We start from the raw sequence: 20,258 nt of genomic DNA on the forward strand, positions 1-20,258 counted from the left end.
TCTAAATTATTTAAGTAGCCGTCACTCCGACGGCTATTTCTTTTTCTTTGTATTTGCCATTGGTCAAGCCTTTGCTTGTCATCTGCATGAATCATTCTACTTTTGCGGCATCATGAAGGCTTCTGCCTTGCGTTTATCTAAATCTAAAAGACATGAAGCTGTCGCATCTATCCGAAACATTAATAGGTTCTGAAATTGTAAAACTCGGTGGGGAGATCAGGGAGAAAATCCGCCAGGGTGAGCGGATATACAATTTCACTGTAGGTGATTTTGATCCTTCTATTTTTCCGATTCCAAAAGAGTTGGAAGACGCTATTGTAGAAGCCTATCGCCGGCATTTTACCAATTATCCAGCCGCAGAAGGAAATCTTGATCTGCGTGAATCGATAGTTTCATTTACAAAAGACACCGAAGGACTTGACTATGGCATAAGCGAGGTATTAGTGGCTTCTGGCGGACGACCTTTAATCTATTCCGTCTTCAGGGCTATATGTGATAAAGGCGACAAAGTAATTTATGCAGTACCCAGTTGGAATAATAATCATTACACTCATTTTGTAGGAGGTGAACATGTCGTGGTTGAAGCAAAAGCAGAAAACAATTTTATGCCTTCTGCTGATGATATACGCCCGTTTATAAAAGAAGCATCGCTGATCGCATTATGCTCGCCTCAAAACCCTACAGGAACTACTTTTAAAAAGCAGGACCTGGAAGCCATTTGTGATCTGGTGCTTGAAGAAAATAAAAGGCGGGGAGACAACGAAAAAAAACTGTATGTCATGTACGACCAGATGTACTGGCATCTCACTTACGGCGATATTGAACATTACAATCCGGTATCTCTCCGGCCAGAGATGCGGTCTTATACGATTTTCATCGATGCTATCAGCAAAGTGTTTGCCGCCACCGGTGTAAGAGTGGGCTGGAGTTTTGGCCCCGCTTCTATTATAAATAAAATGAAAGCCATTCTGACACATATCGGTGCATGGGCCCCCATGGCCGAGCAAAAAGCAGTGGCCTATTACCTGGGTAACCGTGATGCGATCAAACGATACATGGCCCATTTTAAAAAAGAGATAGAAGAAAGGCTGGGCAAAATTTATGAGGGTTTCCAGCAGTTAAAAAAGGAAGGACTGTTGGTGGATGCCATAGCACCCCAAGCCGCCATTTATCTTACTATAAAAATTGATCTTGCTGGTAAAAAAACAGCTGGGGGAAAATTGCTGGAGAATCAAAATGATGTCACCACTTATGTTCTGAACGAAGCCAAACTTGCCGTGGTTCCTTTTTATGCTTTTGGCGCCAGCCACAGTTCGCCATGGTACAGGCTAAGTGTTGGAACATGCAAGAAAGAAGAGATCGGTGAAATGATTGAAAAATTAGGTGAAGCATTGAGGAAAATATCGTAGCGCCAATCAAAAAATAAAAAGGAGAAAATTTTCATTTTCTCCTTTTTTATAAGCCTGATCTGTAAAAATTAATTTTTGTTGATTAAAAAACGAAACTGTTTTAACTCGGTATAACGAACTGCCCGGAGGATCTTTTTTGGTTTGGAAGTAATGCGGTTACGGTCTACCAACTCATGAGCAATACAAAACTGTTCATCCGATTCACTTCTGCGAAGCATATCATTCAGGCATTCCACTTCGTGTTCAATAGCCTGTTGGCTCATGAATTCGCTTTTCAGCAGTACTAATAAATCCCTGTTTGGCATTTTCATCGTTCAGCGTCTTTTAATAACCCGACATACCTTTATGACTGGGACATCCACAATTGCTACCTTTTCCAGAACCGGAATAGTAATTCCGGCTACAAGCAGAAAGAAAAACCATTCCTGTCAACAAAAGTAACAAAGCTATTTTATTAATGTTCTTCATAATTTGGGGATTCTAATTTAGAACTAATTTATCAAGAAATTAGTATGCTTTCTGCCTAAAAATCATAAAAATTAACATGTATCAAGACTCCGCCGTAAAACAGGCAGGTAAACCACGCATCCTGGTCGCCCCGCTAGACTGGGGGCTCGGGCATGCTACCCGCTGTATACCTTTGATTTATGAAATGTTGCGGCAAAATGCTGATGTTTGGTTAGCTGCTGAGGGCGCCCAGGAAAGTTTGCTCAAACAGGAGTTCCCGTCCCTTCCCTTTCTAAAACTGCGAGGCTACCGCATAAAGTATGGGAGAACGGCAGCTGGGCTAATTCGGGCGGTTTTTTTCCAACTTCCCAAACTGCAGCGGGCGATTAAAACCGAAAACGAATGGCTCAGGGAAGTAGTGGACCAATACCAGGTTGATGCGGTCATTTCGGATAATCGTTTTGGATTGTACCATTCAAGAGTTCCATCTGCTTTTATAACCCACCAGCTCGCCATCAAAACTCCATTTGGTCCGTGGATTGACCGGTTGATACAAAAAAGGAATTCTTCTTTTATTAATCGTTTCAACGAATGTTGGGTTCCTGACCTGGAAGGAACATATGGGCTAGCTGGTGAATTGTCTCATCCGGCCCTATTTCCGAAAGCGCCGGTTTATTATTTAGGACCATTGTCAAGATTAAAAAAGAATAATATCTCACAACTCAAAAAGCATTTATTTATTTCTTTATCCGGGCCAGAACCTCAGCGGACCTTGCTTGAAAATAAAATAGTCGATGCATTGGGCCATTATCATGGAACGGCGACCATAGTCAGGGGGCTGCCCGGTGAGGCGAGTTTGATTCCCTCTACCAATGATATTCGTTTCTTTAACCATTTACCTACTGATGATTTCAATAAAGAAATGGAGAAAGCAGAATTTATGATTAGCCGAAGTGGCTACTCAACCATAATGGATATTGCAAAACTTGGGAAAAAGGCAATTGTCATTCCCACGCCGGGCCAAACAGAACAAGAATACCTGGCAGAATATCTTATGACAAAAAAATTCGCTTTTTCTGTGAAGCAGCACCATTTTCAATTGGAAAAAATGCTACAACAGGCAGATGCTTTTGATTATAAAATCCCTTTAAACACGGAAGAAACCAAACTTTCTTCAGTAGTCAGTTCTTTTCTTGAGAAAGTGAGGAAAAAAAACATTTCGATGGCCTGATTACTTCTTTACTTTCAAAATATCTTTCCATAGCCCCATATACTTTTTAGAATATTTGGGATCTTCTTCTGTCCCGATAAGCAACGAGGCAACGTCTTTTATCTTTTCATCTTTTACTACATCGTATATTTTTCTGAACACTTCCTGTATATCATATCGGACAAGTGTGCAATTTTTTTCGTCGATACATTCATTAAAGCGCTTACTAAGCCGGTCTATCACTTTTTCCTGCAATTCTTTATTGACGATCCCTATTTTCCATAAAGACTGAAGTGAATGCCGGGCCGTCACGAATTTTTCATCTTTTGTTACTTCCATCAATTTATCAAGATCTTTCAGCATTCGCTGTTCCGGATCGCTTTTGGCGAGGTTGCTTAGAACCTGAACGGCGATTGTACGCTGATGGTTATCTCCTTTTTTTAATAAAGGCAATAACTCATCCCACACTTCATAAGCCCAAACGACTGGCTCCTTTGTCAGACTGATAATATATCGGAAAGAAGCGTAACGCTGATCAGCATTGTTGCTGTGTAAATTATCAAAATGTTGCCGGATCTCCTTGTCCATGGATTTTCCATTTAATAACCTGCCATCATCGCATCAGAAAATTTATTCCCCTTTTTTGGGCGAATCGAAAAACCAGAACTCTTTCTCTGCCTTTTCGAAATCAGCCCAGTGCTTTGTTTTAATCTTAACAGCAAATACTCCGCTGGTGGGAATATTATCAATCCTTGTTGAAGTAAGCATATTGGCGAAGGAAGTAATACCATCATTGTGAGAGAAAACAGCAATCGTTTTGAATTGATCATCTGTTTTGCTGATGACATCAAAAAAAGTAGAGGGACTGGCAAGGTATAATTCATCAAAAAAAGCAATATTCTGTTTTTCTTCTTTGTATTCTTTTGCAAATGCTTCAGCTGTCTTACGGGCCCGCTTAGCAGGACTCGAAATAAACGCATCGATTTTGATATCCTTATCCCTCAATCGCTTTGCCATAGCCGGCGCATCTTTTTTCCCCCGATCATTTAATGGCCTGTCAATATCATTTATAGAAAAATCGTCCCAGCTGCTTTTGGCATGACGCACCAATATGAGTGTTTTCATGCGTATATTTTTTATTTTTTAATGATCGGATGGAACCTCGCCAATATTCATTCTCCGGTGTGAGACAACAGTTATCATGCCCGGTTTCATGTAACAAGTTTCAATATCAACAAAGTACAAGATACGAAATAGGAAATATTTTGACCGAAGGGGCGGCACGGCCTGGCGATAAATGGGCACTTTCACAACTTTCTTAACGGTGCAGACTGGGATTAGTATACAGGTAATTTAAATAATCTTCGTGGCTAACAACCGCTGCACCCAGCTTTTTTAATTCGCTTAGGCTTTTGTTTTTTCGCTCCTGAACATCATCTCCAGTTCCAATACAATCCTCTAACAAGCTGACCGTATATCCATTTCTTAAAGCATCGGTTGCAGTACCCATCACACAGTATTCTGCCAGGAAGCCGCATAGTACCAGCTTGTGGATATGGTTAGTGTTTAAGTAATGGAGAAACTCAAAAGAGGAAAAACAACTGTGCTCTTTCTTTGAAACGTATGTGAAGCTGGTATTTGCATTTATATCGATCTCATGGCCTTCTGTACCGGGTATACAAATCGACAGGCCCCCGGCAAACTGGTTTATCGAATAATTTGAACTAACAATGACAAACCGATTTTTGTCTATTTGCGTTAGCAGCTTGTTTATATTCGCTTTTGCATCCAGGATTTGGCTTATACCCTCGTGTCTTCGGGCATAACTGCCATGAATGCTGGTGAAGTCTTTTTGTGGATCAATAATGACAATACATTCATTATCCATAATGTATTTGATTATTGGTTGCCGGCTTTCAACAGTTAGTACCCCCTCACATTTTTTCCTTCCATGTAGTTAATAAAAGCCTTGTTTACGACTTTATTCCCCCCCGGAGTCGGGTAGTTGCCGGTAAAATACCAATCACCTAAATTGTTGGGGCAAGCCTTATGCAGGTCTTCAATGCTTTGGAAAATAACATCAACGGGAATATCGACATTAGAAGGTGTCACCAATTGAGCAATTTTGGCCGAAATCTCCTCAGCGGTAAAAGGCTTATACACCTGTTTAACGACATTTTCTGTATGCAACTGGTTATTGCGTTGTAATTCTTTGCAGCGGTTCAGCAATTCTTTTAACTCACCTTCCATGCCACGCTCCTTCATCAGTGCGACGGCGGCATTAAAGGCTATAAAATCGCCCATGCGGCTCATATCAATGCCATAACAATCAGGGTAGCGTATCTGAGGCGAGGAAGAAACAACGATAATACGTTTTGGCTTCAGACGGGCCAGCATCCGGATAATGCTTTCCTTTAACGTCGTTCCCCTTACAATGGAATCATCGATCACTACTAATGTATCTTCATAGGGCCGCAGGGTACCATAAGTAATGTCATACACGTGTTGGACCATTTCATTACGGCTGGCATCTTCGGTGATAAAAGTGCGCATTTTCACATCCTTGATGGCGATCTTTTCCATCCGAATGCGCCGGCTGATCATTTCTGTCAGCTTTTCTTCATCAAAATCTTTATTCCAGGAAAGAATCCGCTCAATTTTTCTTTTGTTAAGGTAGTCTTCCATGCCTTTCACCAAACCATAAAATGCAACTTCAGCTGTATTCGGAATAAAAGAAAAAATAGTATTGCGTGTATCGTTGTCAATAGCGTTTAATACCTGCTCGCTGAGGTTATAGCCGAGTGCTGTTCGTTCTTTATAGATCTTCTCATCGCTGCCTCTCGAAAAATAAATCCGTTCGAAGCTGCAGGCTTTCCTTTCTTTAGCTGGTAAAATCTGGACAATCTGGTAATCGCCTTTTTCATTTACAATTAAACCTTCACCCGGCATTAATTCTTTCACCTCATTTTCACCTACATTAAAAGTAGTTCGAATGGCGGCCCGCTCAGAAGCTGCAACGATTACTTCATCATTGACATAATAGTAGGAGGGACGAATACCGTGAGCATCTCTAAGTACGAAACCAGTTCCGTTACCTGTAAGGCCAGCAACATGAAAACCTCCGTCAAACAGCGAAAAAGCTTTTTTCAAAACTTCTGTTATATCATAACCCTGAGGCGCTTCTTCATCAGCTTTGCATAAAAAATCATGCACCACCTCGATCATCGCAGCAAGGTCACTGAACCGCATTTGTTCCGACGGCTCTTTTCCAATTAAAGCAAAAAGTTCGTCGGTATTGACCAGGTTGAAGTTGCCGGCCATGGCCAGATTGCGGGCCGGTATAGTGTCGCGGTTAATAAAGGGATGGCAATACTCCAGTTTATTTTTTCCCTGTGTGCCATAGCGAAGATGTCCCAATAACAATTCACCCAAATAGCTCACGTGGCCTTTCATCAATCCGGGATGATTTCTTATACCCGGATGATATTTTTCCAATTCTTCTATCTCACTGCTTACTTGTTGAAAAATATCTGCAATAGCTTGTTTAGCATTGCTTCGCATCCTGTTCATAAAGGGATAACCAGCTTCTACATTCAGTTTAACGGTGGCAATACCGGCGCCATCCTGGCCGCGGTTATGCTGTTTTTCCATCAACAGATAAAGCTTGGTAAGTCCCCATAATACGGTGCCGTATTGTTGCTGATAATACGAGAAAGACTTTCTTAACCGGATGAATGCTAAGCCGCATTCGTGCTTGATCGGGTCACTCATGTATGTATTTGAAAGGAAGGCGCAAAGTTAAGCTAGAACAACGATTAAACGGAGTGCCGAACTTGAATGAAATGATAAAAAAAGCCGCTCCTTAATGAAGCGGCTTGCCGATATTTTTTAATATTTAATAGCCTTTTAGATCAGTGCTTGCAAAGCGTTGCATTTTAGGGCATTCCGCTTTTGCGTCGTCATCCACCATGATGTAATAGGTAGGTAGTTTAGCCTTTATCCATTTGTCAAGCGCCTGGGTTTTCTTTTCTTCCAGGGCGGCTTGCGAAATCTTGCTGTAATCATCGGACATATTCATCCGGTGGGGCTCTGAACGGGATTTTAAGTAAACGATACGAACCCCTTTTTTACCCTGTTCGGTCGTAAAGGGCGTTGGCTGAGAAAAATCGCCCACTTTCATTTTGCTCAACATGGCTACCATTTCCTTATCCATTTGATCGATAGTGACATATGGCGAGCCGTCACGGTTGAGCAAAAATGGACCTGAGTATTTTGCCGCTTCGTCGTCGCTGTATTTCGTGGCCGCTTCATTGAAACCAATAGTGCCGGCGATAATTTTTGAACGAACCGTATCCAGTTTTGCTTTGGCCTGATTGATTTCAGCATCAGTTACGGGGGGTGTTCTTAAAATTAACCGAACATCCGCATCATCACCTCTTCTTTCCATCATTTGTATGAGGAAGTAGCCGAACTTTTCTGATTTTACCGGTGAAGATATTTCACCATTTTTCAGGCGGAAAGAAGCCGAAAGAAAGGCGGGATCCCATGTTTTTTCATTGCGGTTAATTTGGTACCGGCCGCCACGGTCCTTACTTCCCGGGTCTTCTGAATAGCGTTGTGCCAATTGCTCAAAAGAAGCCACTTTTGTTTCAATCTGTTTTTTATAATTGTTCAGTTCGGACACTATATATTGTTCCAGATCTCTTGAGGCCTTTGGAATAATAGTAATCTGGCCCACTTCCAGTTCTGATTCAAAAAAAGGCAAGCTATCTTTTGGTATGCGGTCAAAAAAAGCTTTTACCTCTGTTGGAGTAATCTTAACACCACTCACAATCTTTTGTTGCATGGCCGACGCCAACTTGTTTTCTCTAACGGATTCTCTTGCGTCATCTTTGATCTGGTAAACAGTTTTTCCCGCATATTCTTCCAGTGCCTGCTGGCTTCCTACCTGGTTGATAAAGTGACGGACCCGCTGATCCAGTTCAGCTTCCACATCCTCATCAGATACCGGTAAAGAGTCCTTCTCAGCCTGCAGCATTAGAACTTTTGAAACAACAGCTTGCTCCATCAGCATACATTCGGCGCCTTCAGGAACGGTGCTCCCCTGGCGTTTGGCATCCTCAATAGAATTTTTAATATCCGATTGCAGTATAATGCGATCACCAACGACTGCGATGATGCCATCGGCTTTTATTTTTTTTGGTTGCGCCTGGGCAGCCATCGCTCCTGTTAGAAATAACAGGCTGGCAGCCAGTGTTCTTTTTATAATATACATGATATCAAAAGTAATTTTACCGGTCAAACCGGTAAACACGTTGAAAGGTATTTAACAAAAGTTTCTGTGGAAGGTACAAGACCCCAAGAGACAAGGCACAAGAAAGAAATCCATTGAATCTTGCGCCTTGTTCCTTGTATCTTACAATTTAAAGTGTCCGTTTTACTTCTTCCTGTTCGTAGGCTTCTACCACATCACCTACTTTGATGTCGCTATAATTCTTGATAGTCAAACCACATTCCATACCCGACAGTACTTCTTTCACATCATCTTTGAAACGTTTCAGTGAGCCCAATTCAGCTACGGCACCTGCTGTTGGATAAATTACAATACCATCGCGGATCAGGCGTATCTTGGAATCCCGTTTCATTCTTCCACTGGTTACATAACATCCTGCGACTGTAGCTTTATCAAACTTGAACACTTCACGTATTTCAACATTAGCGACAATTCTTTCCTGGATAGTAGGCTCCAACATACCTTCCATCGCACTTTTCACTTCTTCGATAGCGTTGTAAATGATCGAGTACATCTTGATTTCAATACCCGCATTTTCTGCCAGTCTTGATGCTTGTTGCGAAGGACGAACGTTAAAGGCAATAACGATAGCGTCGGATGCTTCAGCCAAAACGATATCACTTTCGTTGATCTGGCCCACACCCTTGTGGATCACACTTACCAGGATTTCCTGGGTAGAAAGTTTTTGTAATGAGTCACTCAAGGCCTCTACTGAACCATCCACGTCACCCTTGATAATAATTTTTAATTCCTTGAAGTTTCCTAATGCCAAACGGCGACCAATCTCATCGAGGGTAATATGTTTTTTGGCCCGCATTCCCTGCTCTCTCAAAATTTGAGCCCGGCGATTAGCTATTTCTTTGGCTTCAGATTCATCTTCGTAAACTTTGAATTTTTCACCAGCCTGGGGAGCCCCGTTTAATCCGAGAATAACTGCCGGTGCTGAAGGACCAGCTTCGTCTTCCCGCTTGTTTCGTTCATTGAACATGGCTTTTACCCGACCATAATATTGACCGCTCACTACCAGGTCACCTGCCCGTAAGGTTCCATTCTCAACCAGCAGTGTAGCTACATAACCACGGCCTTTATCCAATGAAGCTTCGATGATGGTTCCTGTACCTTCCCTGTTAGGATTGGCTTTCAGGTCTAAGAGTTCGGCTTCCAGCAATATCTTTTCCAATAGCTTGTCGATGTTCAAACCGCTCTTGGCTGCTATTTCCTGGTTTTGGAATTTACCACCCCACTCTTCCACCAAAATGTTCATTTGGGAAAGTTGTTCGTAGATCTTTGCAGGGTTTGCGCCATCCTTATCAATCTTATTAATAGCAAAGATCATGGGCACATTAGCTGCCTGTGCGTGGCTAATTGCTTCACGGGTTTGAGGCATTACTGCATCATCAGCCGCAATAACGATAACTGCTATATCTGTAACTTTCGCACCCCTGGCCCTCATCGCAGTAAACGCTTCGTGACCGGGAGTGTCGAGGAATGTAATTTCTTTTCCGTTGGGTAATTCAACCTGATAAGCTCCGATGTGCTGGGTAATACCACCCGCTTCACCCGCTACCACATTGGCACTACGGATATAATCGAGCAACGAAGTTTTACCATGGTCAACGTGTCCCATGATGGTTACAATCGGGGAACGAGGTTCCAACTCATCTTCATCATCTTCGTCTTCTTCTTCTTCCATTTCCATTTGTTTTTCCATGTTGATAAATTCAACATCGAAACCAAATTCACTTGCCACCAATTCAATTACCTCGGCATCAAGACGCTGGTTGATAGATACCATGATACCAAGGCTCATACACTTACTGATCACTTCTGCAAAACTTACATCCATCAGGTTAGCTAATTCGCTTACGCTGATAAATTCAGTCACCTGCAGTTTGTTATCATCTGCTGCTTCACCTATGGCATCAGCCAGTTCCTGCCTTTTTTCACGACGAATTTTGGCTTTCAGGTTTTTACCCTTACCACCACCACCGGTCAACTTGGCCTGGGTTTCTCTTATCTTTTCCTGGATGGCTTTTTCATCGATCTGCTTTTCTTCGCGATGAATCATTGGACGACGTCCACCACGCTGATCTCCGTGACCGGGTCCACCATGCTGTCCTCCTCTGCCCCGCTGATCACCGCGATTGAAACCGCCGCCACCGCCGGGTCCACCAGGTCCGGGTCTTCTGTCGCCCCTGTTTTGATTTTGATTATTATCAGGTCTGACTTCTCTTTTCTCAATAGGAATACGTTTCCGTTTCCGTTTCTCATCTTTAACTGGCCTTGTATCACTATTAACGGGCAAATCGATCTTGCCCAATATTCTTGGGCCTTCCAGCTTTTCCGCTCTGATATTTTCAATTACAGGAGGAGCATCTTCTTCTGCAACTGGCTCTTCGGCTGGTGTAACGACCTTTTCTACTTTTGGCTCTTCCTTTTTGGCTACCTCTTTAATTTCTTCAGCTTGCGCGGCCGGCTTTTTCACCTCTTCCGATTTTTCTTCTACCGGCGGAAGTTCAGCTTCCTGCTCAGCTTTTTTCTTGATCGTCTTTTTAGGACGGGTTGAAGAATCGATTGCCGACAAATCAATTTTATCAATAATCTTCGGCGTCGAAATTTCGGGAGCTTCAATTTTTACAATTTCTTCCTCCTTTTCTTTGGTTTCAACTGGCTTTGCTGGTGCCGGCTTCTCCTCTACCACTTCTACGACAGGCGGCTCCTCTTTTTTAGGAGCTACTTTTTTCTCTTCTTTCTTAAAATTGATTTCTTCTTCTTCTTTTTTCTTTTTTGCGTCCTGCGAACCTTTGGGTAGATCCACCTGGTCGCTTTTCATTTTTGCAGCCTTATCGCTTTGAAATTCCTGTTGCAATGCCTTATACATTGCTTCGGTAAGCTTGGACGTAGGCTTAAGCTCCTCTTTAGGAAATGACTTTCCTATCAGGAAGTCAATTAAGGTATCCTGTCCAATGTTGAACTCCTTAGCTGCTGCTAATAATCTTGGAAGTTTTATTTCTGCCATTCAGTTATTTTAATTCAATATGTCAAATTTGTCATATAAGTCATTGTAGTCACCTGGTCACTCCAAAAAGCTGCTTTGACCGTTCAACTTATATGACCAACTGACTTTTTATTCATTTTCAAACTCTGCTTGCAATACTTTTCTCACATCGTCGATAGTTTCTTTTTCCAGGTCTGTTCTTCTTTCGAGCTCTGCAGGTGTCAATCGCAATACGCTTTTTGCAGTATCGCAACCCACTCTCTTCAGCTCATCAATAACCCAGGTTTCGATTTCATCGCTAAATTCTTCAAGATCTACATCAAACTCTCCGGTTTCCTCTTCAGAATCACGATATACGTCCAGCTCATAACCCGTCAATTCAGATGCCAGCTTGATATTTACACCACGACGGCCAATAGCCAGTGAGACCTGGTCTGGTTTGAGATATACACTCGCATGATTTTTTTCATTATTCAGCTCCATGCTGGTGATTTTTGCCGGAGTGAGAGCCCTTTGAATGAGCAATTGGATATTGTTGGTCCAATTGATAACATCAATATTTTCATTTTTCAGCTCCCGGACAATGCCATGAATACGGCTACCTTTCATACCTACGCAGGCTCCAACAGGGTCTATGCGATCGTCATAAGATTCTACTGCAACTTTAGCCCTTTCACCCGGATCCCGAACAATTTTTTTAATTACGATCAGACCGTCAAAAATTTCCGGCACTTCTATCTCCAATAATTTAGCCAAAAACTCAGGGGCAGTTCGGGATAGAATGATCACCGGGTTGTTGTTTTTCATGTCCACTCTCTTCACTACGGCACGGATATTTTCTCCTTTTTTGAAATAATCCTGGGGTATCTGTTCGCTTTTTGGCAGGATCAATTCGTTTCCTTCTTCATCCAATAATAAGATCTCTTTTTTCCAAACCTGGTACACCTCTGCGCTAATGATCTCACCAATCCGGTCACTATATTTTTGGGCCAATACGTTTTTCTTTAGGTCGCTGATCCGACTCGCCAGGGTTTGCTTGGCGGCAAGAATGGCGCGGCGTCCAAAGTCATACAAATCAATTTCCTGGAACAACTCTTCACCTACTTCAAAATCTGGTTCAATCTTAACGGCCTCGGAATAGGCCACCTGCGCCAACGGATCTTCTACCTGCCCATCCTCAACAATCATCCTGTGACGGATAATTTCAAGGTCACCTTTTTCAGCATTTACGATAACGTCAAAGTTTTCGTCGCTGCCGTATTTTTTGCGAAGCAGGGTTTTAAATACATCTTCTACCACTTTCATCATGGTAGGGCGGTCAATATTTTCCGCATCCTTAAATTCCTGGAACGCTTCAATAAGATTGATACTTGCCATAACTCTCAATTTTTTGTCAGGTCTGAGATCAGAGCACTGAGCCGGCGCTCATTGCTTTTCTCAAAATTTGATTTGAATTTTTGTTGTTTTATGCGTTATCCTTCTGCTCATTCATGTAAAAAGAGCAAGCGGGACTTCGCTTATTTAAAATTTAATTTGTACACGGGTTGCTTTGATAGCTGAAAACGGAACGGTGTGGTGAACCACTTCTTTTTTCTTTCCTTTCCCTTTTTCCTCTTCAACTACGATATCAGTATCAGAAACAGTAATAAGCTTACCCTCATTTTTTACCCCATCCAAACGAATCACCTCTACAGCCCGGCCAACATTTTTCAGGTATTGACGGTGGAGCTTTAATGGTTCATCTAATCCCGGTGAAGATACTTCGAGCGAAAAATCATTGCCTGGGAAAAAACCGCTCTCTTCCAAATCTCTGTATAGTTTCCGATTGTAATGTATCAACTTATCCAGGCTCATCCCTGTATCCGCATCCAAAAATACTTTCACATTGTTAGTTGGTTTGATCCTGATCTCGACCAGGAAGATTCCGGGTTCGTCTTCAATCATCGCCCTCACCTTTTGCTCCAGTAACTGTATTTGTCCGTCTATGCTCATAGTAGATAAAAGAAGAAGGGAACGTCTTCGTTCCCTTCTTTAATTCTGCTTCCGCTGCAAAAGTAAGGGAAATAAGTTATTCTCTCCAAAACTTATCGTTACACCTCAATTTACCGATCTTTCTCTGTCATTCGCCGCTTTTTAACGATCCAATCCATCAGGGTTTAGTAGGTAATTGTAGCTTTGTGTGGTTATGATGAAGGTAATATTATACGGGCTGCTGGCCTGGTTCCTTTTTAACCTGGTTTTTCGTTTTATAGTTCCCATTTATAAAACGACTCGTCAAATGAAGAAGAAGTTTCGGGAAATGCATACCCAAATGCAGGAGCAAACCGACATGTACCAGGATTTTGCAAGACCTGCTGAAGAAAAACCTGTGTCAAAAAAAACAGGCGACTACATTGATTTTGAAGAGGTAAAGTAATTCCCTAGTTGTTTTTCTCTTCCATTATCCGGACAAGCGAATGCTTGCTGCAAAGCCAGCCGGTTAAAGCGCTTAATGCCGTGATGATGTAGAAAAAAAGGCTGGCCGATACAGCAATGGCCGGAGACAGGGAGAGGTATGCTGCACCCGTTGCCATAGCTAGTTCACGGGTTCCGATACCGCCTATGCTTACCGGCAAAGCAGCGATTACCGAGCCGGCAAAAAATACTACTGCATACCTGGGGATCGATTCCCAGGGAGCCTGGAAAAAAAGAAGAAGACAACAAAAAGATAACAATTGACAAAACTGGATGAGAAGGGATAGCGAAATAGCTTTTGGTATAACGGCACCAAATGGTTTAAAATAACGGCGGATTATGAGCCAGTAACAAAAAAAACCGGGAATAACAGCGATAGCGACTATCCGTAAAATTTTATGCGGTAAGTTGATCTCAACGAAATTGGCGAGAACGGTTATAATAGACAGTAGTACCAGCAAGCCGGTAGCCCTATCCAGCAAAGTGGCTTTGGTAGCCTGTAATAGTGCGGCACCTCTTTTTTTTATAACCATCACTTTATAAAAATCGCCACCAACGCCACCCGGTAAAAAAAGATTATAAAACATGCCTATGTAGTATAACTGCAGGTTGAAACGATAAACAAGCGTCGGCTCGAGTAGTTTATAAAATTGTAATAGCCTGTAGGCGCTGATAAACTGTGAACCATTGTAAAGAAGTATGGCTGGTAACAGCCATACTAAAGAAAGGCTCCACCGGATGGCTTTCAGCTCTTCCCACTTAATGTTTCGAAAAGCAAAATACATTGCTACGATGGCAATAATTCCTTTGAGAACAGTGAGCATCCATTTCTTCATTCTTTACCACTGTTATTTTGGACCACAGATCGTATGCGATAGGCTTTCTTGTGTTGTGATTCGTAATAAGTACGCATCAATATTTCTGCTACAAATCCAAACAGTATTAATTGCAGACCAGCCAGCAGCAAGATAACACCCAAAATCAGCAAGGGGCGGTTTCCGATCTGCGCTCCCTGGATTTTCAATACCAATAAATATACATTGACCAGTAAACCTGCAAAAAAGGATAATAATCCTGCAGGACCAAATATGTGCATGGGTCGTTGAAAATATTTCTGCATAAACAAAATCAACAAGAGATCACTCATCACTCTAAATGTGCGACCCATCCCGTATTTTGATTTACCATGAATGCGTGGGTGATGCTTCACCGGTACTTCAGTCATTTTTGTTCCCTGTACAGCGGCTAGCACCGGAATAAAACGATGCATGTCACCATAGAGTCCGAGGTTCTTCGCAATATCACGCCGAAAAACTTTTAAAGTACAGCCATAATCATGTAGGGTAACGCCTGTAGTTGTGCGAATGATCTTATTGGCGATGCGGCTGGGTATTTTCCTGATTACATTATCCTGCCTGTTGGCCCGTATACCGGCAACAAGATCCCAATCTTCTGCTATCATCTTATCCAGCATAAAGGGAATATCGGAGGGATCGTTTTGAAGGTCGGCATCCATGGTGGCAATGAACTCACCGGTTGCGGCATCAATACCGGCAGCCATGGCGGCTGACTGCCCATAATTTTTTCGCAGGACAACCAACTTCATATGTGGCTGCAGGTGCTGCCTGATGACAGCAACGGACTCATCCGTAGAACCGTCATCCACGAGTATTAATTCATAATTTAAATTTTGTAAAGCTGCAGTTGTTTGTTCCAATAAGGCTTTTATATTACCGGCCTCGTTGTATAATGCGACGACTACTGAAATTGATTTCACTTTTGTGGTTTTGTTTGTTACTGATAATTCGTTTCTTCTTGAGATTATTTTTTCAATTCATATATAAAACTATACTGCCTGCTAAAAAGATCTTTTGCACTTTCTTTAATAATCAGGCCTTGAACGCTGTCCATCAGATGCGGCGCACTGGCTCTTTCTACTATTAGTGCGTTGGGATTGTATTTCAAAAATTCAACAATAGTGTTTGTTGAGCTGATAACAGGAATATTTTTTTGATGATAAAAAGTAAATGCGTCATTAAATTTACGATAAGCGATAACAGCCATGCCGGGTTTTACTCTATCTTTTAATTGATGCACCGAGCCATTGGCATCCAGTGCAGGAAACAGGATGGAAAAGAATAGAATATTGACAAGTATTCCACCTGATGCAGTTAAATAAAAAGATTTTCCTATGTACATTTTTTTATAATAGATAACCCCTGCCACCACAGCCAGTGGCAGCACTGATAACAAAATACTCATCCAGGCAATCGACGTCATGAATTTTTCAGATTGCGCCCAAAAATAAAATCCTGCTGGCAATACCAATGCAATTAGCAGCAATATGATCCATTCAGGCCATAATTTTTTGACTGTTTCCTTTGATTCAATCGTTGAAAAGATAAAAGAACCTATAACAAGAGCCAGGAACGGGTAGGCTGGAGTAGTATAGTTTAAAAGTTTTGTAGCCGACACTGAATAAGCCAAAATAATAACCATTGCTGCTACCAGGTTAAAAAAAAGCCAGGCATTGGTGGCCCGTTTTTTCCATGCCATTGCAATAGCCCTTATGAGAAAAATGGAAAAAGGGAAAAGACCCATGATCACAAAGCCCCAGGTTAGTATAAACGGCCCCTTATGGCCATCAAACGGATCATTGAATCGGCCAATATTGTGTTCAAAAAAAAATCCATGCGTCCATATGCCGTCAGTTTTTACATGTACTAAATAAAACCAGGGTAAAGCAACGGCCATAATAATGATCAATCCCTGTAATGGCTTGAGTTTCCAAATAGCGCTGACAGGGAATTCCCTTTTCAATAGAAGAAATAAAAAAATTGTGATGGCTGGTAATACCAATCCTACAGGCCCTTTTGCCAGTATAGCGAGTCCCAAAAAGAAATACATCAACCATAAAAAGGACCGCTTGTAATTTTTAAATCCTTCCCAAAAACAAAAAAGTGACAGTACATGACAGGCTATGAGATACGGATCAGGTGTCGCCAGGCGAAATTGAAAAATACCGTGAACAGACGCTAGCAAAACAAGACAACTCCATAGGGCGACACCGGTTCCGGCATTTCTTTTTGCAAATAACCAGGTGGCGACAATAATGAATAAACCACAAACCGCGGAGAAGAACCTTGCACTGGTTTCATTAATACCACCCAGGCGATAGGCCAATAACATGGCATAATAGTGCAATGGAGGCTTGTCCGTTCTTAGTTCACCATTGAAAAAAGGTACGATGTAATCTTTTCGTTCAATCATTTCGGCTGACACCCGGGTATTTCTTGCTTCCGCCACCTGGAAAACCGTAGTTGCGCCTAGTTTAATAAATAAAAGAAAAGCTGCAAGCAGGATTACCAACAAAAAAGATTTTGAATGCATCCTATTATTTTCAAGCTGTTTTCAGGTGCAAACGCTGTTTTTCTTTCCACTCAACAAAGCGGTGAATCCCTTCCTCAAACATAACAGCGGGCTGATAGTTTAAAAGACCGGCTGCTTTTGAAATATCAGCAAAAGTTTGCGGCACATCACCTGGCTGCTCAGGCTGCCAGTTTATGATCGCTTTTGTCTCCATACTTTCTTCTAATACCTGTACCAGCCGCAGTAAGGATATTTGCCTGCTATCACCAAGATTAAAAATTGTCGAATCGTTACCTGTATAATTTAAAGCACCGATGATTCCGTCCACAATGTCACTGACAAACGTATAGTCGCGGAGAGTGCTGCCATCGCCAAATAAATTAATGGGTCGATTGTCCCGGATCTGGTCATAAAATCGGTGAATCGCCAGGTCGGGTCTTTGTCTTGGCCCGTATACGGTAAACAGGCGGAGAGCGATAAATTGTAAGGGGTACAGCTGCGAATAAACCATTCCTATTTCTTCGCCTGCAAGTTTGGTGGCGCCATAGGGACTGATGGGCTGCTGAAGCAGGTCTGCTTCCTTCCACGGCACATTGGGGTTTCGGCCATACACACTGCTGGATGAGGCAAATACAAAGCGGGGAATATTGGCTTGCCGGGCAAACTCCAGTAAATGCAGGGTACCCGTTACGTTGGTGCTATAATAAGAAGCTGCATGTTGGATACTGGGCCGGACACCTGCCTTAGCAGCCATGTGAATGATGGCGTCGAAAGAAACTGAGTCAAATGTTTTAAGCAGCTCTTCGGGAGTGGTGAGTGCAAGATCGAACTGATATAGGTGAAATAAGGGATGCGCTTTTGCGCTTTGCAGGTTTTGTTCTTTTACGGAGTAAGCATAAAACGGGTCAAAATTATCAATACAATAAATCTCGTAATCACCTTTTGCCAATAATGTTTCAACCAGGTGACTGCCAATAAACCCTGCTCCGCCAGTAACAAGAATGTGCTTCATTACACCAGACTTTTTTTAGGATAACAGAATAAAACTGTAATAATTATCAAAGGTACAATTTCCGGTTTCCATACTCCATCATTACTTGCGTTAACCACCGGTTAACTATCAAAAAGAATTATGAGCTGGATTTTGAGCTATAACATTTTTAGATTTATAAAGTTTAAAGAAGAACATATGATAATGCTATGAAGTAATGAGAATTTTTCAAAAGCTGAAATTGATGAAAAATCTCTGTGAATCGCTACTTGCCCAATGACATTCTATCGGATCAATTTTCAAAAAGCCATAATCCATAATCCCATGGTCAGCTATATAAGATGTAGCCGTAATAAATAAATAAAAAAGCACTTGTAACCGAAATTACAAATGCTTTTAATTGTGTATCCGCCTTCGACGGACACCGTCCTGTGGATCCGCCGAAGGCGGACACGATCCTGCGACCCCCCGATCAAATCGGGATGCTCTAACCAGCCGAGCCCAGCCGGATCAAATTTTCAATAAGCCTGCGGCTCTTCCATGATTTTATCTGTTGTTCTCTTTTCAAGGCCCCTTGTTTGGTGGAAAATGTTTCTGAGAAAACAATTATCCAGTCAGCTGCTCCCTGTGTAAAACCAATATGCTTCGAATTATGTCTAACCAACCTTGATCCAATGTCAGCTGTATAACCAATATAGTATTTGTCGCGGGACGATGAGTATAGAATGTAAACGTAGTACATAAAAAAAGCACTTGTAACCGGAATTACAAATGCTTTTAAACTTGTGGATCCGCCGAAGGCGGACACGATCCTGCGACCCCCCGATCAAATCGGGATGCTCTAACCAGCCGAGCCCTGCCGGATCAAATTTTCAATAAGCCTGGGGCTCTTCCATGATTTTATCTGTTGTTCTCTTTTCAAGGCCTCTTGTTTGGTGGAAAATGTTTCTGAGAAAACAATTATCCAGTCAGTTGCTCCCTGTGTAAAACCATTATGCTTCGAATTATGTTTAACCAACCTTGATCCAATGTCAGCTGTATAACCAATATTTGTCTCGGGACGATGAGTATAGAATGTAAACGTAGTACATAAAAAAAAGCACCTGTAACCGAAATTACAAATGCTTTTAAACTTGTGGACCCTGCAGGGCACGATCCTGCGACCCCCTGATTATGAGTCAGGTGCTCTAACCAGCTGAGCTAAGGGTCCTGGTTATTCGATCAACTTTCTTAAGAACTTTTTGATGGAGGGCAAAAGTAAGAAATAAAATAATTGCTTTGTTCTTAACCTTACTTTAACCGAAAGAAAAATATATTTGCGACCTTAACTTGATTTATGAAGAAAATCGCCCTGTTTGCATTTAGTTGTCTCCTCATCAATTCGTTATTTGCCCAAGATTCAATCGTCACCAGGAAAAAAGAGCCTCTTAGCCTTGCAGGCCGTGCCAATGACCATTTTATGATCCAGCTGGGTTATGCCGGTTGGGCGGGTAAACCTGATTCGATCAATACCGGTGGTTTTTCAAAAAGTTTCAACGTTTATTTCATGTTCGATTTCCCCTTTAAAACCAATCCAAAATTGAGCATGGCTTTTGGCCCGGGAATTTCTTCCGATCATATCATTTTCAAAGACACTTATGTAGGCATTAAAGATGCCACCACAACAATGCAGTTCAGGGATCAGTCGGACACGAACCATTTTAAGAAGACAAAATTAAACACAACCTACCTCGAGGCTCCGGTAGAGTTCAGGTATGTTGCCAACCCTTTTAACAGCGATAAGAGTTTCAAGTTTGCCATCGGCGCCAAGGTAGGAACTATGATCAATGCACATACCCGCAACAAGGACCTCGAAAACAAAAGTGGTAATACGCTGAACTCTTACACGATGAAAGAAACCAGCAAACGATTTTTTAATACAACCAGGTTGGTAGGGACGGCGAGGGTAGGTGTTGGTCATTTTACATTATATGGGAGCTATCAGCTGACCACTTTGTTTAAAGAAGGGGTAGCTGCAGAAATAAGACCTTTTTCGATCGGACTTACGATCAGCGGACTATAATTGTGAGCTGGCTTAAAATATATTG

The 20,258-nt window shown here is 42.0% G+C and carries 19 protein-coding genes and 1 tRNA gene; 4 read left to right on the forward strand and 16 right to left on the reverse strand.

Features of this window, described 5'->3' with window-relative positions; all coding sequences use genetic code 11:
* The first annotated feature begins 152 nt into the window (after positions 1 to 152).
* On the forward strand, positions 153 to 1,409 hold the full coding sequence (locus tag P2W73_RS20325) for a pyridoxal phosphate-dependent aminotransferase (protein ID WP_276503937.1): 1,257 nt from the start codon (positions 153 to 155) through the stop codon (positions 1,407 to 1,409).
* Positions 1,410 to 1,477: 68 nt separating this feature from the next.
* Here the strand turns inward: P2W73_RS20325 and P2W73_RS20330 are convergent, their stop codons facing one another.
* Positions 1,478 to 1,720, reverse strand: coding sequence for a hypothetical protein (locus tag P2W73_RS20330; RefSeq protein ID WP_276503938.1), 243 nt, complete (start codon positions 1,718 to 1,720; stop codon positions 1,478 to 1,480).
* Between the two features lie 233 nt (positions 1,721 to 1,953).
* Here P2W73_RS20330 and P2W73_RS20335 point away from each other — a divergent pair, with 233 nt between their 5' ends.
* On the forward strand, positions 1,954 to 3,087 hold the full coding sequence (locus P2W73_RS20335; protein ID WP_276503939.1) for a glycosyltransferase: 1,134 nt from the start codon (positions 1,954 to 1,956) through the stop codon (positions 3,085 to 3,087).
* Here the strand turns inward: P2W73_RS20335 and P2W73_RS20340 are convergent, their stop codons facing one another.
* The 8 genes from P2W73_RS20340 to rimP all read right to left on the reverse strand — a co-directional run bounded on the left by P2W73_RS20340 (position 3,088) and on the right by rimP (position 13,349).
* Positions 3,088 to 3,654, reverse strand: a complete 567-nt coding sequence (locus tag P2W73_RS20340; RefSeq protein WP_276503940.1) for a hypothetical protein — start codon at positions 3,652 to 3,654, stop codon at positions 3,088 to 3,090.
* A gap of 42 nt (positions 3,655 to 3,696) precedes the next feature.
* Positions 3,697 to 4,191 carry a SixA phosphatase family protein gene (locus tag P2W73_RS20345; RefSeq protein ID WP_276503941.1) on the reverse strand — a complete coding sequence of 165 codons (495 nt, stop codon included), beginning with the start codon at positions 4,189 to 4,191 and terminating at the stop codon, positions 3,697 to 3,699.
* Positions 4,192 to 4,384: 193 nt separating this feature from the next.
* Entirely contained in the window at positions 4,385 to 4,954 is a 570-nt protein-coding gene (locus tag P2W73_RS20350) for a cysteine hydrolase family protein (RefSeq protein ID WP_276503942.1), read from the reverse strand.
* A gap of 35 nt (positions 4,955 to 4,989) precedes the next feature.
* Complete coding sequence (locus P2W73_RS20355) at positions 4,990 to 6,837, reverse strand: amidophosphoribosyltransferase (RefSeq protein WP_276503943.1); 1,848 nt, start codon at positions 6,835 to 6,837, stop codon at positions 4,990 to 4,992.
* 124 nt (positions 6,838 to 6,961) lie between these two features.
* On the reverse strand, positions 6,962 to 8,341 hold the full coding sequence (locus tag P2W73_RS20360) for a peptidylprolyl isomerase (protein WP_276503944.1): 1,380 nt from the start codon (positions 8,339 to 8,341) through the stop codon (positions 6,962 to 6,964).
* A 148-nt stretch (positions 8,342 to 8,489) separates the two neighbouring features.
* Complete coding sequence (gene infB, locus P2W73_RS20365; RefSeq protein ID WP_276503945.1) at positions 8,490 to 11,378, reverse strand: translation initiation factor IF-2; 2,889 nt, start codon at positions 11,376 to 11,378, stop codon at positions 8,490 to 8,492.
* Positions 11,379 to 11,486: 108 nt separating this feature from the next.
* On the reverse strand, positions 11,487 to 12,734 hold the full coding sequence (gene nusA / locus P2W73_RS20370) for a transcription termination factor NusA (protein WP_276503946.1): 1,248 nt from the start codon (positions 12,732 to 12,734) through the stop codon (positions 11,487 to 11,489).
* Positions 12,735 to 12,878: 144 nt separating this feature from the next.
* Positions 12,879 to 13,349: a ribosome maturation factor RimP gene (rimP, locus tag P2W73_RS20375; RefSeq protein WP_276503947.1), complete on the reverse strand. Its 471-nt coding sequence runs from the start codon at positions 13,347 to 13,349 to the stop codon at positions 12,879 to 12,881.
* Positions 13,350 to 13,635: 286 nt separating this feature from the next.
* Between rimP and P2W73_RS20380 the strand changes: the two genes are divergently transcribed.
* On the forward strand, positions 13,636 to 13,773 hold the full coding sequence (locus P2W73_RS20380; RefSeq protein WP_276503948.1) for a hypothetical protein: 138 nt from the start codon (positions 13,636 to 13,638) through the stop codon (positions 13,771 to 13,773).
* A gap of 4 nt (positions 13,774 to 13,777) precedes the next feature.
* Here the strand turns inward: P2W73_RS20380 and P2W73_RS20385 are convergent, their stop codons facing one another.
* The 7 genes from P2W73_RS20385 to P2W73_RS20415 form a co-directional block, all read right to left on the reverse strand.
* Complete coding sequence (locus P2W73_RS20385) at positions 13,778 to 14,647, reverse strand: lysylphosphatidylglycerol synthase transmembrane domain-containing protein (protein WP_276503949.1); 870 nt, start codon at positions 14,645 to 14,647, stop codon at positions 13,778 to 13,780.
* On the reverse strand, positions 14,644 to 15,588 hold the full coding sequence (locus P2W73_RS20390; protein ID WP_276503950.1) for a glycosyltransferase family 2 protein: 945 nt from the start codon (positions 15,586 to 15,588) through the stop codon (positions 14,644 to 14,646). Before P2W73_RS20390 ends, P2W73_RS20385 begins: the two co-directional genes overlap by 4 nt.
* 44 nt (positions 15,589 to 15,632) lie before the next feature.
* Complete coding sequence (locus P2W73_RS20395; protein WP_276503951.1) at positions 15,633 to 17,201, reverse strand: ArnT family glycosyltransferase; 1,569 nt, start codon at positions 17,199 to 17,201, stop codon at positions 15,633 to 15,635.
* A 10-nt stretch (positions 17,202 to 17,211) separates the two neighbouring features.
* Positions 17,212 to 18,192 (reverse strand): GDP-mannose 4,6-dehydratase, encoded by a 981-nt coding sequence (locus P2W73_RS20400; RefSeq protein ID WP_276503952.1) that lies wholly within the window; start codon positions 18,190 to 18,192, stop codon positions 17,212 to 17,214.
* A 466-nt stretch (positions 18,193 to 18,658) separates the two neighbouring features.
* Positions 18,659 to 18,913, reverse strand: a complete 255-nt coding sequence (locus tag P2W73_RS20405) for a GIY-YIG nuclease family protein (RefSeq protein ID WP_276503953.1) — start codon at positions 18,911 to 18,913, stop codon at positions 18,659 to 18,661.
* Between the two features lie 99 nt (positions 18,914 to 19,012).
* Positions 19,013 to 19,324 (reverse strand): GIY-YIG nuclease family protein, encoded by a 312-nt coding sequence (locus P2W73_RS20410; protein ID WP_276503954.1) that lies wholly within the window; start codon positions 19,322 to 19,324, stop codon positions 19,013 to 19,015.
* Positions 19,308 to 19,381, reverse strand: a tRNA-Ile gene (locus P2W73_RS20415). The genes P2W73_RS20410 and P2W73_RS20415 overlap by 17 nt, the downstream gene beginning before the upstream one ends.
* 126 nt (positions 19,382 to 19,507) lie before the next feature.
* Here P2W73_RS20415 and P2W73_RS20420 point away from each other — a divergent pair.
* Positions 19,508 to 20,233 (forward strand): outer membrane beta-barrel protein, encoded by a 726-nt coding sequence (locus P2W73_RS20420; protein ID WP_276503955.1) that lies wholly within the window; start codon positions 19,508 to 19,510, stop codon positions 20,231 to 20,233.
* Positions 20,234 to 20,258: the final 25 nt, after the last annotated feature.

This window comes from Terrimonas pollutisoli, from assembly GCF_029360765.1.
GTDB classification, from domain to species: domain Bacteria; phylum Bacteroidota; class Bacteroidia; order Chitinophagales; family Chitinophagaceae; genus Terrimonas_B; species Terrimonas_B pollutisoli.

Bases quoted from the DNA above. Each gene is read 5' to 3' on its own strand.
- P2W73_RS20325 (WP_276503937.1), top strand. From the start codon at position 153: ATGAAGCTGTCGCATCTATCCGAAACATTAATAGGTTCTGAAATTGTA.
- P2W73_RS20330 (WP_276503938.1), bottom strand. From the start codon at position 1,720: ATGAAAATGCCAAACAGGGATTTATTAGTACTGCTGAAAAGCGAATTC.
- P2W73_RS20335 (WP_276503939.1), top strand. From the start codon at position 1,954: ATGTATCAAGACTCCGCCGTAAAACAGGCAGGTAAACCACGCATCCTG.
- P2W73_RS20340 (WP_276503940.1), bottom strand. From the start codon at position 3,654: ATGGACAAGGAGATCCGGCAACATTTTGATAATTTACACAGCAACAAT.
- P2W73_RS20345 (WP_276503941.1), bottom strand. From the start codon at position 4,191: ATGAAAACACTCATATTGGTGCGTCATGCCAAAAGCAGCTGGGACGAT.
- P2W73_RS20350 (WP_276503942.1), bottom strand. From the start codon at position 4,954: ATGGATAATGAATGTATTGTCATTATTGATCCACAAAAAGACTTCACC.
- P2W73_RS20355 (WP_276503943.1), bottom strand. From the start codon at position 6,837: ATGAGTGACCCGATCAAGCACGAATGCGGCTTAGCATTCATCCGGTTA.
- P2W73_RS20360 (WP_276503944.1), bottom strand. From the start codon at position 8,341: ATGTATATTATAAAAAGAACACTGGCTGCCAGCCTGTTATTTCTAACA.
- infB (WP_276503945.1), bottom strand. From the start codon at position 11,378: ATGGCAGAAATAAAACTTCCAAGATTATTAGCAGCAGCTAAGGAGTTC.
- nusA (WP_276503946.1), bottom strand. From the start codon at position 12,734: ATGGCAAGTATCAATCTTATTGAAGCGTTCCAGGAATTTAAGGATGCG.
- rimP (WP_276503947.1), bottom strand. From the start codon at position 13,349: ATGAGCATAGACGGACAAATACAGTTACTGGAGCAAAAGGTGAGGGCG.
- P2W73_RS20380 (WP_276503948.1), top strand. From the start codon at position 13,636: ATGAAGAAGAAGTTTCGGGAAATGCATACCCAAATGCAGGAGCAAACC.
- P2W73_RS20385 (WP_276503949.1), bottom strand. From the start codon at position 14,647: ATGAAGAAATGGATGCTCACTGTTCTCAAAGGAATTATTGCCATCGTA.
- P2W73_RS20395 (WP_276503951.1), bottom strand. From the start codon at position 17,201: ATGCATTCAAAATCTTTTTTGTTGGTAATCCTGCTTGCAGCTTTTCTT.
- P2W73_RS20400 (WP_276503952.1), bottom strand. From the start codon at position 18,192: ATGAAGCACATTCTTGTTACTGGCGGAGCAGGGTTTATTGGCAGTCAC.
- P2W73_RS20405 (WP_276503953.1), bottom strand. From the start codon at position 18,913: ATGTACTACGTTTACATTCTATACTCATCGTCCCGCGACAAATACTAT.
- P2W73_RS20420 (WP_276503955.1), top strand. From the start codon at position 19,508: ATGAAGAAAATCGCCCTGTTTGCATTTAGTTGTCTCCTCATCAATTCG.